This window comes from Pseudomonas sp. S10E 269 (genome assembly GCF_002798465.1).
Taxonomy (GTDB): Bacteria; Pseudomonadota; Gammaproteobacteria; order Pseudomonadales; family Pseudomonadaceae; genus Aquipseudomonas; species Aquipseudomonas pergaminensis.
Genome location: NZ_PHIJ01000001.1, coordinates 1042415 through 1056245, shown reverse-complemented (window position 1 = coordinate 1056245; position 13831 = coordinate 1042415). Strand labels below are relative to the sequence as shown.

General features: G+C 61.1%; 13 protein-coding genes. 8 read left to right on the top strand and 5 right to left on the bottom strand.

Annotation, left to right across the window (positions count from 1 at the left end; translation table 11 throughout):
• The first annotated feature begins 96 nt into the window (after positions 1-96).
• The 8 genes from lepA to tadA all read left to right on the top strand — a co-directional run bounded on the left by lepA (position 97) and on the right by tadA (position 8281).
• Positions 97-1896: a translation elongation factor 4 gene (gene lepA, locus CWC48_RS04955; RefSeq protein ID WP_028618986.1), complete on the top strand. Its 1800-nt coding sequence runs from the start codon at positions 97-99 to the stop codon at positions 1894-1896.
• Positions 1897-1901: 5 nt separating this feature from the next.
• Positions 1902-2756 (top strand): signal peptidase I, encoded by an 855-nt coding sequence (lepB, locus tag CWC48_RS04950; protein WP_078047052.1) that lies wholly within the window; start codon positions 1902-1904, stop codon positions 2754-2756.
• A gap of 150 nt (positions 2757-2906) precedes the next feature.
• A complete protein-coding gene (gene rnc, locus CWC48_RS04945) occupies positions 2907-3596 on the top strand; it encodes a ribonuclease III (RefSeq protein ID WP_016978270.1) in 690 nt (229 codons plus the stop codon).
• Entirely contained in the window at positions 3589-4491 is a 903-nt protein-coding gene (gene era, locus CWC48_RS04940; RefSeq protein ID WP_034102340.1) for a GTPase Era, read from the top strand. The genes rnc and era overlap by 8 nt, the downstream gene beginning before the upstream one ends.
• A 154-nt stretch (positions 4492-4645) precedes the next feature.
• Positions 4646-5335 (top strand): DNA repair protein RecO, encoded by a 690-nt coding sequence (gene recO, locus CWC48_RS04935; protein ID WP_099494129.1) that lies wholly within the window; start codon positions 4646-4648, stop codon positions 5333-5335.
• A 51-nt stretch (positions 5336-5386) separates the two neighbouring features.
• Positions 5387-6133 carry a pyridoxine 5'-phosphate synthase gene (gene pdxJ, locus CWC48_RS04930; protein ID WP_078047054.1) on the top strand — a complete coding sequence of 249 codons (747 nt, stop codon included), beginning with the start codon at positions 5387-5389 and terminating at the stop codon, positions 6131-6133.
• Positions 6134-6401: 268 nt separating this feature from the next.
• Positions 6402-7784, top strand: coding sequence for a multicopper oxidase family protein (locus tag CWC48_RS04925; protein ID WP_099494203.1), 1383 nt, complete (start codon positions 6402-6404; stop codon positions 7782-7784).
• On the top strand, positions 7784-8281 hold the full coding sequence (gene tadA / locus CWC48_RS04920) for a tRNA adenosine(34) deaminase TadA (protein WP_078047056.1): 498 nt from the start codon (positions 7784-7786) through the stop codon (positions 8279-8281). Before CWC48_RS04925 ends, tadA begins: the two co-directional genes overlap by 1 nt.
• Positions 8282-8404: 123 nt before the next feature.
• On the opposite strand, the gene cmoB is transcribed toward tadA, so the two are convergent.
• The 5 genes from cmoB to lon all read right to left on the bottom strand — a co-directional run bounded on the left by cmoB (position 8405) and on the right by lon (position 13806).
• Positions 8405-9361 (bottom strand): tRNA 5-methoxyuridine(34)/uridine 5-oxyacetic acid(34) synthase CmoB, encoded by a 957-nt coding sequence (gene cmoB / locus CWC48_RS04915; RefSeq protein WP_100491428.1) that lies wholly within the window; start codon positions 9359-9361, stop codon positions 8405-8407.
• Entirely contained in the window at positions 9358-10101 is a 744-nt protein-coding gene (cmoA, locus tag CWC48_RS04910; RefSeq protein ID WP_078047058.1) for a carboxy-S-adenosyl-L-methionine synthase CmoA, read from the bottom strand. Before cmoA ends, cmoB begins: the two co-directional genes overlap by 4 nt.
• A gap of 36 nt (positions 10102-10137) precedes the next feature.
• Positions 10138-10794, bottom strand: coding sequence for a lysoplasmalogenase (locus CWC48_RS04905; protein WP_100491427.1), 657 nt, complete (start codon positions 10792-10794; stop codon positions 10138-10140).
• Position 10795: 1 nt separating this feature from the next.
• Entirely contained in the window at positions 10796-11185 is a 390-nt protein-coding gene (locus CWC48_RS04900; protein ID WP_099494131.1) for a protease inhibitor I42 family protein, read from the bottom strand.
• 200 nt (positions 11186-11385) lie between these two features.
• Complete coding sequence (lon, locus tag CWC48_RS04895; RefSeq protein WP_078047061.1) at positions 11386-13806, bottom strand: endopeptidase La; 2421 nt, start codon at positions 13804-13806, stop codon at positions 11386-11388.
• Between the last annotated feature and the right edge of the window lie 25 nt (positions 13807-13831).

Genomic DNA, 13831 nt, shown 5'->3' with positions numbered 1-13831 from the left:
TGGTCAGCAAAGATGACGTCTGGCCTGAGCATCAGGTACAATTCCCGGCTATTTTTCAGCGGGCAATCTGCCTGCAGCCTTTTTGAGTGTTGATCCGTGAGTGATTTGAGTCATATCCGCAATTTCTCCATCATCGCCCACATTGACCATGGTAAGTCGACGCTGGCCGATCGATTCATCCAGATGTGCGGCGGCCTTGCCGAGCGTGAAATGGAAGCCCAGGTACTGGACTCCATGGACCTCGAACGCGAGCGCGGGATCACCATCAAGGCCCACAGCGTTACGCTGTATTACAAAGCCAAAGACGGCATCACCTACCAACTGAACTTCATTGACACCCCAGGCCACGTCGACTTCACCTACGAAGTCAGCCGGTCCCTGGCGGCCTGTGAAGGTGCCTTGCTGGTGGTTGACGCAGGGCAGGGTGTGGAAGCGCAGTCGGTTGCCAACTGCTACACCGCGATCGAGCAGGGCCTGGAAGTCATGCCCGTGCTGAACAAGATCGACCTGCCTCAGGCCGAGCCTGAGCGCGTCAAGGAAGAGATCGAGAAGATCATCGGCATCGACGCCACCGACGCCGTCACCTGCAGCGCCAAGACCGGCCTGGGTGTCGACGAAGTGCTCGAACGCCTGGTGCAGACCATTCCAGCCCCGACCGGCAACTACGAAGATCCGCTGCAAGCGTTGATCATCGACTCCTGGTTCGACAACTACCTGGGCGTTGTCTCCCTGGTACGCGTGCGCCACGGCCGTGTGAAGAAGGGCGACAAGATCCTGGTCAAATCCACCGGCAAGATCCACCTGGTGGACAGCGTCGGTGTCTTCAACCCCAAGCACACCGCGACCGTTGATCTGAAAGCCGGTGAAGTAGGTTTCATCATCGCCGGTATCAAGGACATCCACGGCGCGCCGGTGGGTGACACCCTGACCCTGAGCTCCACGCCGGATGTCGACGTGCTGCCAGGCTTCAAGCGCATCCAGCCGCAGGTCTACGCGGGTCTGTTCCCGGTCAGCTCCGATGACTTCGAAGACTTCCGCGAGGCCCTGCAAAAGCTGACCCTCAACGACTCGTCGTTGCAGTACACCCCGGAAAGCTCCGACGCCCTGGGCTTCGGCTTCCGCTGTGGCTTCCTGGGCATGCTGCACATGGAAATCATCCAGGAGCGCCTTGAGCGCGAGTACGACCTGGACCTGATCACCACCGCGCCAACGGTTATTTTCGAGTTGTTGCTGAAAACCGGTGAAACGATTTACGTCGACAACCCGTCCAAGCTCCCGGATCTCTCGGCGATCGAAGACATGCGCGAGCCTATCGTGCGGGCCAATATCCTGGTCCCGCAGGAGCACTTGGGCAACGTTATTACCCTGTGTATTGAAAAGCGTGGCGTGCAGCGCGACATGCTGTTCCTCGGCACCCAGGTCCAAGTGACCTACGACATGCCGATGAACGAAGTGGTATTGGACTTCTTCGACCGCCTCAAGTCCACCAGCCGCGGCTATGCTTCGCTGGATTACCATTTCGACCGTTACCAATCGGCTAATCTGGTGAAACTGGATGTGTTGATCAACGGTGACAAGGTCGATGCCCTGGCACTGATCGTGCACAAGGACAACGCGCACTATAAAGGTCGCCAGTTGACCGAGAAGATGAAAGAACTGATTCCGCGCCAGATGTTCGACGTCGCGATCCAGGCCGCCATCGGCGGGCAGATCATTGCGCGGACCTCCGTCAAGGCACTCAGAAAGAACGTACTGGCCAAATGCTACGGCGGCGACGTAAGCCGTAAGCGCAAGCTGCTTGAGAAGCAAAAGGCCGGTAAAAAACGCATGAAGCAAGTAGGTAACGTGGAAGTTCCACAAGAAGCCTTCCTTGCGGTGCTCAGGTTGGATAGTTAGGTCCTATGTCGCTAAATTTCCCGCTGTTGCTGGTCATCGCCGTTGCCGTTTGCGGTCTCTTGGCGTTGCTCGATCTGGTGTTCTTCGCCCCGCGTCGGCGGGCGGCTATCGCGTCCTATCAGGGCAGCGTCAGCCAGCCCGATGGCGTGGTGATCGAGAAGCTGAACAAAGAGCCCTTGCTGGTTGAATACGGCAAGTCGTTCTTCCCGGTGTTGTTCATCGTGCTGGTGCTGCGTTCGTTCCTGGTGGAACCGTTTCAGATCCCCTCGGGGTCGATGAAACCTACCCTGGACGTGGGCGACTTCATCCTGGTGAACAAGTTTTCCTACGGGATCCGCCTGCCGGTGATCGACAAGAAGGTCATCGAGATCGGTGACCCGCAGCGCGGCGACGTGATGGTTTTTCGCTACCCGAGCGACCCTAACGTCAACTACATCAAGCGTGTTGTCGGCTTGCCGGGCGACGTGATCCGCTACACCAGCGACAAGCGCCTGTTCATCAACGGCGAGTCGGTGGCCGAGAAACTGATCGGCTCCGAGCCGAACAGCCTGGGCAGCGCCGAGTTGTATCAGGAAAAACTCGGTGCGGTGGAGCACGAAATCCGCAAGGAAATGAGCCGCTACCGTGCCCAGCCTGACGGCCAGTGGACAGTGCCGGCCGGGCATTACTTCATGATGGGCGACAACCGCGACAACTCCAATGACAGCCGGTACTGGGATGACCCCAACATTCCCAAGGACCTGCTGGGCATGGTTCCCGACCAGAATATCGTCGGCAAGGCCTTCGCGGTCTGGATGAGCTGGCCGGAACCCAAACTCAGCCACCTGCCGAACTTCTCGCGGGTCGGGCTGATCAAGTAATACAGGCGGCGCTGTGAACACAGCGCCGAATGCTTTTCTGGGGTGGGGACAAATCGGTCCCGCCTCATGCAGCACCAATCAGGATTTGAATTTGAACACTGCGTCAATCGTCGATGGCCGCCGGTGCCACCAAACAGATATGGGTAAACCGTGAGCGTTTCTTTAAGCCGTCTCGAGCGCCAGCTCGGCTACACCTTCAAGGACCAGGAATTGATGGTCCTTGCCCTTACACACCGCAGCTTTGCAGGGCGCAATAACGAGCGCCTGGAATTCCTCGGTGATGCCATCCTCAACTTCGTCGCCGGTGAAGCCCTGTTCGAGCGCTTCCCCCAAGCCCGTGAAGGCCAGCTGTCGCGCTTGCGCGCGCGCCTGGTGAAGGGCGAGACCCTGGCCGTGCTGGCCCGTGGCTTCGGCCTGGGCGAGTACCTGCGCCTGGGCTCTGGCGAATTGAAGAGCGGCGGTTTCCGGCGTGAATCGATCCTGGCCGACGCCCTCGAGGCGCTGATCGGTGCGATCTACCTCGATGCCGGCATGGAAGCGGCCAAGGAACGTGTCACCGCGTGGCTGACGTCCGAGATCGAAAGCCTCACGCTGGTCGACACCAACAAAGATCCCAAGACCCGCCTGCAGGAATTCCTGCAGTCCCGCGGTTGCGAACTGCCACGCTACGAAGTGGTGGATATCCAGGGTGAGCCCCATTGCCGCGTGTTCTTCGTGGAATGTGAAATCACCTTACTGAATGAAAAAAGCCGAGGTCAGGGTGTGAGCCGTCGTATTGCCGAACAGGTAGCGGCCGCTGCAGCACTGATTGCCCTGGGCGTGGAGAATGGCCATGACTGATTCAACCGCAACACGCTGTGGCTATGTTGCCATCGTCGGCCGCCCGAACGTGGGCAAGTCCACGTTGCTCAACCACATCCTCGGCCAGAAGCTCGCGATCACCTCGCGCAAGCCGCAGACCACTCGCCACAACATGCTGGGCATCAAGACCGAAGGCACCGTGCAAGCGGTCTACGTCGATACCCCGGGCATGCACAAAGGCGGCGAGAAAGCCCTCAACCGCTACATGAACAAGACCGCGTCGGCGGCGTTGAAAGACGTCGACGTGGTGATCTTCGTGGTCGACCGCACCAAGTGGACCGACGAAGACCAGATGGTTCTCGAGCGTGTGCAGTACGTCACCGGCCCGTTGATCGTCGCGCTGAACAAGACCGACCGTATCGAGGACAAAGCCGAGCTGATGCCGCACCTCAGCTGGCTGCAAGAACAACTGCCGAACGCGCAGATCATGCCGATCTCCGCCCAGCACGGCCACAACCTCGATGCCCTTGAGCGCGTGATCGCCGAGCACTTGCCGGAGAACGAGCACTTCTTCCCGGAAGACCAGATCACCGACCGCAGCAGCCGTTTCCTTGCCGCCGAACTGGTGCGCGAGAAAATCATGCGCCAGATGGGCGCCGAGCTGCCGTACCAGATCACCGTCGAGATCGAAGAGTTCAAGCAGCAGGGCAAGACCTTGCACATCCATGCGCTGATCCTCGTCGAACGTGACGGCCAGAAGAAGATCATCATTGGCGACAAGGGCGAGCGCATCAAGCGCATCGGCACCGAGGCGCGCAAGGACATGGAATTGCTGTTCGATTCCAAGATCATGCTCAACCTGTGGGTGAAGGTGAAGGGTGGCTGGTCCGATGATGAGCGTGCACTGCGCTCCCTGGGCTACGGCGACCTGTAAGATCGCTCCGCTGTAGGAGCCGGCTTGTGTGGGAGCTGGCTTGCCTGCGATAGCATCACCTCGGTGCAACAGAAAAACCGAGGTGCCTGCATCGCGGGCAAGCCCGCTCCCACATTGGTTTATCGCTGTTCTTAAGTTCCGCGAAGAGACTTTCATGTCCCAATCCCCACCCCCCAGCCAACTCGCCTACGTCCTGCACAGCCGCGCCTACCGCGAGACCAGCGCCTTGGTGGACTTCCTCACGCCCCAAGGCCGCCTGCGCGCGGTGTTGCGCAGCGCGCGGGGCAAGGCGGGCACGTTGGCGCGGCCTTTCGTGGCCCTGGACGTGGAGTTTCGCGGCAAAGGCGAGTTGAAAAACGTCGGTCGCATGGAAAGCGTCGGCACTTCTGCCTGGCTCAATGGCGAGGCGCTGTTCAGCGGCCTCTACCTCAATGAACTGTTGATCCGCCTGCTCCCCGCCGAAGACCCGCACCCGGCCGTCTTCGATCACTACGCTGCCACCTTGTTGGCGCTGGCCGAAGGCCGCCCGCTGGAGCCGCTGCTGCGCGCGTTTGAATGGCGCCTGCTGGACGACCTGGGCTACGGCTTCGAACTCGCCAACGACCTGCACGGCGACCCCATCGCCGCCGACGGCCTCTACCGCCTGCAAGTCGACGCCGGCCTTGAGCGCGTGTACCTGCTGCAACCCGGTCTGTTCCAGGGCACCGAGCTGTTGGCCATGAGCGAAGCGGATTGGACGGCGCCCGGCGCCTTGTCCGCCGCCAAGCGCCTGATGCGCCAGGCGCTGGCCGTGCACCTGGGCGGACGGCCGCTGGTCAGTCGCGAGTTGTTTCGAAAGCCCTGACATCCCCGTGTATGCTGTGCACCGATTCTTTCCCTTTTCAGGAGCGCTTCCGTGACCACCAGCAATCGCATTCTCCTTGGCGTCAACATCGACCACGTCGCTACCCTGCGCCAGGCCCGGGGCACCCGTTACCCTGACCCGGTCAAGGCCGCGCTGGACGCCGAAGAAGCGGGCGCCGACGGTATCACCGTGCACCTGCGCGAAGACCGCCGGCACATCCAGGAGCGCGACGTGCTGCTGCTCAAGGACGTGCTGCAAACCCGCATGAACTTCGAGATGGGCGTCACTGAAGAAATGATGGCCTTCGCCGAGCGCATCCGCCCGGCGCATATCTGCCTGGTCCCGGAAACCCGCCAGGAACTGACCACCGAAGGCGGCCTCGACGTGGCCGGCCAGGAAGCGCGGATCAAGGCCGCCGTGGAGCGCTTGTCGAAAATCGGCAGTGAAGTCTCGCTGTTCATCGACGCCGACGAGCGCCAGATCGAAGCGTCGCGTCGTGTCGGTGCGCCGGCCATCGAGCTGCACACCGGCCGATACGCCGATGCCACCACGCCCACTGAAGTGGCCGACGAGCTGCAACGCATCATTGACGGCGTGAGCTGCGGCCTCAAGGAAGGCCTGATCGTCAACGCCGGGCATGGCCTGCACTATCACAACGTCGAAGCCGTGGCCGCGATCAAGGGCATCAACGAGCTGAACATCGGGCATGCGCTGGTGGCTCATGCGCTGTTCGTCGGCTTCAAGGGCGCCGTCGCCGAGATGAAAGCGCTGATCCTGAGCGCTGCTGCCAAGCACTAAATAACACCGCAATCCCCCTGTGGAAATGGGCTTGTGTGGGAGCGGGCTTGCTCGCGAATACGGTGTGTCAGTCGATTCATGTATGGCTGACCCACTGCATTTGCGAGCAAGCCCGCTCCCACATAGGCGTATTCCGTCTTTTGATCTCTGGTGTTTTCCCCCGCGTTTCAGCCATGCGGCAATGCGAAGCCTTACTGTTTAGCCGATGCAGGTGTATCGTATCTGCCCTTTGCAGGCCCTGAGCCTGCGGCAGATACGTGAGGTTGTTGTGTCCCGATCCTTTTCCCGTCGACAAATCCTGGGTGGTCTCGCAGGCCTGGCCGTAGTGGGTGTGGGGGCCGGTGGCGCCTACCGCTACTGGCTGGGGAAAGTCGCCGAGGCCGAGGCCGGGCACGATTACGAACTGATCGCCGCACCGCTGGACGTGGAACTGGTACCGGGGCACAAGACCGAGGCCTGGGCATTCGGCCCATCCGCGCCGGGCACCGAATTGCGCGTGCGCCAGGGTGAATGGCTGCGGGTGCGCTTTATCAACCACCTGCCGGTCGCCACCACCATTCACTGGCATGGCATCCGCCTGCCACTGGAAATGGACGGCGTGCCCTACGTCTCGCAATTACCAGTGCTGCCCGGTGAATATTTCGATTACAAATTCCGCGTGCCCGACGCCGGCAGCTACTGGTATCACCCCCATGTGAACAGCAGCGAAGAGCTGGGCCGTGGCCTGGTCGGCCCGCTGATCATCGAGGAACGCGAACCCACCGGTTTCAAGCACGAGCGCACCCTCAGCCTGAAAAGCTGGCACGTGGACGAAGAGGGCGCTTTCGTGGCCTTCAGCATTCCCCGTGAAGCGGCGCGTGGCGGCACGGCGGGGCGGTTGTCGACGATCAACGGCGTGTCCCAGGCTGTCATCGATTTGCCGGCCGGGCAGATCACCCGCGTGCGCCTGCTCAACCTCGACAACACCCTGACCTATCGCATCAACATCCCTGACGTCGAAGCGCAGATCTACGCGCTGGACGGAAACCCTATCGAGCCGCGCCCGTTGGGCAAGGAATACTGGCTGGGCCCCGGCATGCGCATCTGCCTGGCGATCAAGGCACCGCCGGCCGGCGAAGAACTGTCGATCCGCAATGGCCCGGTGCGCCTCGGTACGTTCCGTTCGGTGGCGAACACCGATGCACCCACCGAGTGGCCGCCGGCGTTGCCGGCCAACCCGATCAGCGAGCCGGACCTGGCGAATGCCGAGAAACTCAACTTCAATTTCGAGTGGGTGGGCTCCGTTTCGGTCAATGTCGACAACGGCAAGCCGCCGAGCCTGTGGCAGATCAACGGCCAGGCCTGGGACATCACCGACAAGACCTGCGCCGACCGCCCGATTGCCAAGCTGGAAAAGGGCAAGAGCTACATTTTCGAATTGAAGAACATGACCCAGTACCAGCACCCGATCCACCTGCACGGCATGAGTTTCAAGGTGATCGCTTCGAACCGCCACAAGGTGATCCCGTACTTCACCGACACGTACCTGCTGGGCAAGAACGAGCGTGCTCGCGTGGCGTTGGTGGCGGATAACCCCGGGGTGTGGATGTTCCATTGCCACGTGATCGACCATATGGAAACCGGCCTGATGGCCGCCATCGAGGTGGCGTGATGCGTCAGTTTCGCCCCACCGCGATCATCGACCGCAGCCGCGACCAGGACTTCATGCGCGAAGCCCTGGCCCTTGCCGCCCAAGGCGCTGCATTGGGTGAAGTCCCCGTAGGCGCTGTGTTGGTGCAGGACGGAGAAATCATCGGCCGTGGCTTCAACTGCCCCATCAGCGGCAACGACCCCAGCGCCCATGCCGAAATGGTCGCCATCCGCGCCGCCGCGCAAGCCATCAGCAACTACCGCCTGGTGGGCAGCACCCTGTATGTGACCCTTGAGCCGTGCAGCATGTGCGCCGGTTTGATCGTGCATTCACGGATTGCGCGGGTGGTGTATGGCGCGCTGGAGCCCAAGGCCGGGATCGTGCAAAGCCAGGGGCAGTTTTTTACCCAGGGCTTTTTGAATCATCGGGTGTTGTTTGAAGGCGGGGTATTGGCAGAAGAGTGCGGGACGGTCTTGAGCGAGTTCTTCAAGGCGCGCCGGGCAAAAGCCACCCTTTAAAGAACACTCGAAAACCGATGTGGGAGCGGGCTTGCTCGCGAATGCGGTGGGTCAGTCACTCTATACATGGCTGATCCACTGCATTCGCGAGCAAGCCCGCTCCTACATTTAGGGAGGTGGGGGTTACTTGCGAGCGATGATTACCGCTCGCATCGGCGCCGGCAGCCCTTCGATGGTTTTGCTGTGATCTTCCGGATCAAGGAAATCACTCAGCGACTGGTACTTCATCCACTCTGTCCCACGCTGTTCCTCGACGGTGGTGACGCTCACATCCACACAGCGCACATCACTGAACCCGGCACGCCGCAGCCACAGCATCAACGCTGGCACCGACGGCAGGAACCACACGTTGCGCATCTGCGCGTAGCGATCTTCCGGCACCAGCACTTGTTGCTGATCGCCTTCGACCACCAGGGTTTCCAGCACCAGTTCGCCGCCTTTGACCAAGGTGTCCTTCAGTGCCAGCAAATGCTCGATCGGCGAGCGGCGGTGGTAGAACACGCCCATGGAAAACACCGTGTCGAAGCCTTCGAGGTTTGCTGGCAGGTCTTCGAACGGGAACGGCAGGTGCCAAGCCTTGGGCTCGGACAGGTAGCGCTGCACCGCCTGGAATTGGCAGAAGAACAGCCAGTTCGGGTCCACGCCAATTACGCTGTCGGCACCGGCGCCGAGCATGCGCCACATGTAGTAGCCGTTGCCGCAGCCGACATCGAGGATGCGCTTGCCCTTCAAGTCCAAGTGTGGGGCCACGCGCGACCACTTCCAGTCCGAACGCCATTCGGTGTCCACATGCACGCCGAACAGGTGGAACGGCCCTTTGCGCCAAGGGCTCAGGCCCATCAGCGCGGCATGCATCTGCACGCGTGTGTCTTCGTCGCAGTCGGTATCGAGTGTCAGGCCGTTGAGTAAATCCACTTCGCTGGGCTGGATCGCAGGCAGCGCATCCAACGCACTCTGCCAACGCTCCAGGTCGCCATGACCCTTTTCCATCTTGCTATCGAGTTGCGCTTGCAGGCCCTGGGCCCACACGGCCAGGGGAGTGCCGACCAAGTGGCGGGCGAGGGGGGACAGATCAATCATGGCAAGGCAATCAACGAGGCAAAGTTAAGACACTGGAACCACGGCACGACTTTAGAGAACCCGGCCGCCAGCAGGCGTTCGCGGTGTTCTTCGAGGCTGTCGGGCTTCATGACGTTTTCGATGGCGCTGCGCTTCTGGGCGATTTCCAGTTCGCTGTAGCCGTTGGCGCGTTTGAACGCGATGTGCAGGTCGGTGAGCAGCGCGTGTTCTTCGGGATCATTGAAGCGCAGCTTTTCCGAAAGGATCAATGCACCGCCCGGCAACAATGATTGGCGGATGCGCGAGAGCAGCGCCAGGCGCTCATCGGGCGCGATGAATTGCAGGGTGAAGTTCAACGCCACCACCGAGGCCGGCTGGAACTGCAGCGCGAGGATATCGCCCTCGATGACCTCGACCGGCAGCAGCTCCTGGAACATCGAGTCCTGGCCATTGAGGTATTCACGGCAACGCTCGACCATCGCCGCCGAGTTATCCACAGCGATCACCCGGCAACCGTCGGTGCGCACATGGCGGCGCAGGGCCTGGGTCACCGCGCCAAGCGAGGATCCCAGGTCATACAGCATGCTGTTGGGTTGGGCGAACTGCGCGGCGAGTACGCCGAGGTTCTCGACGATGGTCGGGTAGCCGGGCACCGAGCGCTTGATCATGTCCGGGAACACCCGCACCACGTCCTCGTTAAAGGCGAAGTCCGGCACCTGGGGCAGGGGCTGGGCGAAAAGGCGATCGGGTTCTTTGCTCACGGTTGTTCCGGCGACGATTGGGGAAAGGCCGGCATTTTAGCCAAGTTGGCCCTCATGTGCGCGGGTTGTCTGATGGAAAGCCGAGGCAGTGATGCCCCACTGGCCCAGCCAATACGTGGTGATCAGCAAATAAGGTGCTGCATCGAACGCCACCACAAACCGATTGATACCAATCAGCGTGTCAGAAAACACAAACGACACCGCACCTGCCGCCGCCAGCCATGCCGAGCGTTTCGGCACGTCGCTGCCCAGTCGCGCCAACGCACGCCAGAGCATGACACTGATCACGGTTGCATAAACCACCACTGGAATCAGCAAGTCACCCAGGCCATGGGAGATCAGGATGCTCAGCAGGATCGCGCCCACGCCCAGCGCCAATACCAGCGGCAGCAGCGCCAAGCGGCGACAGTCACTGAAATAGGCTTTGAGGTACGCCAAATGCGCAAACAGGAAGGCACCCAAGCCGAAGATGAACAGGTCGCCCGGCCAGGCCAGCAGTACATCGCCCACCAGGGAAAAAATCAGCCCCAGGCTGATCCAGCGTCGATAGTCGGTGGGCGGCGCGTCATGCAGCCAGCCCAGCAGTGCCAGTACCGGCAACGGTTTGACCAGCAGGCACAACAAGGTGGCATGGGTGGCAAGGCCGTAGATAAAAGTGCCGGCGCCCATCAACGCAAGAATCAGCCATGGCATATCAGTTCACCGTAACGGCGCAGTCGAAGGTTTCGGCGGGTTCGGCTTCCGGTTCCCAGGGCTGCTGGGAGGTCAAGCGTAAACGGCCCTGGCCGGCCGCGAAGGCCTGGAAGCGCCAGGTCGACTGGCCACCGCCGCCGATCACGCCGGATTCTGTGCTGCTGTACACCTCTGGGCTGAGTGCGCGCAGCACGCCGCCCGCGGAGTCCTGGATGGCCCAGCGGTAACCGGTGGTGGGGTTGCTTGGCAGGGTGAGGATCAGGTTTTGCCCGGTTTTAAGTTGAAGCGGGCAGGCGCTCTGGTTGTCCACGCTGATGTTTTGCTTCGGTGCGCTGGCACACGCGGCCAGTAGGGCAAGGCTCAAGGGGAGAAGCAGGCGGGCAGCGGTCATGGGGGCTCCGTTCATTCACGACGAAGGGCGAGCATAACCGAAGATGAGACAAGGTGTGACAAGAGGGATTTGTGTTGTTGCGACAGACGCCATCGCGGGCAAGCCTGCTCCCACATTTGACCGATTTGTCATCAACAACACCGATCCCTGTGGGAGCCGGGCTTGCCCGCGATGAGGCCAGACCAGGCACTACATAACTATCAGAAGAGCACTTTCGCCACATCCGCAAAGCGCTTGGCAAAGTGCACCGTCATGCCTTCCTTCAGGTACTCCGGCAATTCCTCAAAACTGCCCCGATTCGGCTCCGGCAGGATCAGTTCATGAATCTTCTGGCGTCGCGCCGCGATCACTTTCTCGCGCACCCCGCCAATCGGCAGTACATGCCCGGTCAAGGTCAGCTCGCCAGTCATGGCCACGCCTTTTTTCGGCGGCTGGTTACGCGCCAGGGACAGCAGCGCACTGGCCATGGTCACACCGGCGCTCGGGCCATCTTTTGGCGTGGCACCTTCCGGCACATGCAAGTGCACGAAGGCTTCGTCGAAGAATTTCGGATCACCGCCAAACGACTTCAGATTGGAGCTGATGTAGCTGTAGGCGATTTCGGCGGATTCCTTCATCACTTCGCCCAACTGACCGGTGAGCTTGAAGCCGCGATTGAGCGTATGGATGCGCGTCGCTTCGATCGGCAAGGTCGCGCCGCCCATGCTGGTCCAGGCCAGGCCGGTGATCACACCGGTGCCGGACAGCACTTGTTCATTGCGGAATACCGGCATGCCCAGCGAGCTTTCCAGGTCCTTGTTGCCGATCTTGATCACCGAATCCGGCTCATCCAGCAGCTTGACCACCGCCTTGCGCACCAGCTTGCCCAGTTGTTTCTCCAACTGTCGCACCCCGGCTTCGCGGGCATAACCGTCGATCAAGGCACGCAGGGCGCCGTCGCTAATGGTCAGGCTGTTTTTCGACACACCGGCTTTTTCCAGCTGTTTGGGCCACAGGTGGCGCTTGGCGATGGCGACTTTTTCTTCGGTGATATAGCCCGACAGGCGAATCACTTCCATACGGTCCAGCAGCGGGCCGGGGATGGAATCCAGGGTGTTGGCGGTGCACACGAACAGCACCTTGGACAGGTCCAGGCGCAGGTCCAGGTAGTGATCGAGGAATTCGACGTTCTGTTCCGGGTCGAGGGTTTCCAGCAGCGCCGAGGCCGGGTCGCCCTGGAAGCTTTGGCCCATCTTGTCGATCTCGTCGAGCATGATCACCGGGTTCATCACCTCCACATCCTTGAGCGCTTGCACCAGCTTGCCTGGCAGCGCGCCGATGTAGGTGCGGCGATGGCCCTTGATCTCGGCCTCGTCACGCATGCCGCCCACGCTGAAACGGTAGAACGGCCGGCCCAGGGACTCGGCGATGGATTTGCCCACACTGGTCTTGCCCACGCCCGGCGGGCCCACCAGCAGCACGATGGAGCCGGCGACTTCGCCTTTATAAGCGCCCACCGCGAGAAATTCGAGGATGCGACTCTTGATGTCATCCAGGCCCGCGTGATGCTTGTCCAACACCTTGCGCGCGTGTTTGAGGTCGAGTTTGTCCTCGCCGTACACGCCCCACGGCACTGAAGTGGCCCAGTCCAGGTAGTTGCGCGTCACCGCGTATTCCGGCGAACCGGTCTCAAGGATCGACAGTTTGTTCAGTTCTTCATCAATGCGTTTCTTCGCTTGGGCCGGCAGCACTTTGCCTTCCAGGCGTTGCTCGAACTGCTCGACATCCGCGCTGCGGTCGTCCTTGGTCAGGCCCAGCTCCTGCTGGATGACCTTGAGCTGTTCCTTGAGAAAGAACTCGCGCTGGTGCTCGCCGATCTTGCGGTTCACCTCGGCGGAGAGTTCTTTTTGCAGGCGCGCGACTTCGACTTCTTTGCGCAGCATCGGCAGGACTTTTTCCATGCGCTTGAGCATGGGCACGCAATCGAGCACTTCCTGCAACTCGTTACCGGTGGCCGAGGTCAGCGCGGCGGCGAAGTCGGTGAGTGGCGACGGGTCGTTGGGGCTGAAGCGGTTGAGGTAGTTTTTCAGCTCTTCGCTGTACAGCGGGTTGAGCGGCAGCAGCTCCTTGATCGCATTGATCAGCGCCATGCCGTAGGCCTTCACCTCATCGGTCGGCTCGCTCGGCTGGTGCGGGTACTCGACTTCCACCAGATACGGTGGGCGGTGGTGCTTGAGCCAGGTCTTGATGCGCACACGGGTCAGGCCCTGGGCAACGAACTGCAGCTTGCCGTTCTCGCGGCTGGCGTGGTGTACCTTCACCAGGGTGCCGTACAGCGGCAGGCTGGAGGTGTCGAAGTGGCGCGGGTCTTCCGGCGGGGTGTCCATGAAGAACAGCGCCAGGGAGTGGTGCTCGGATTTGCTCACCAGCTCAAGCGTCTCGGCCCACGGCTCTTCATTGACGATCACCGGCAGCACTTGCGCCGGGAAGAAGGGCCGATTGTGGATCGGGATGATATAGACCTTGTCCGGCAGGTTTTGCCCAGGCAGGGCCAGGCCGGTATTGGAAGACGGGGTTTCAGCGTTTTCGGGGTCGGCGTAGTCGTTCAAGTCGTAATCAGGGAAATCTTGCTGGTCGCTCATGGGGCACCTGCATAAGGAAGTATGG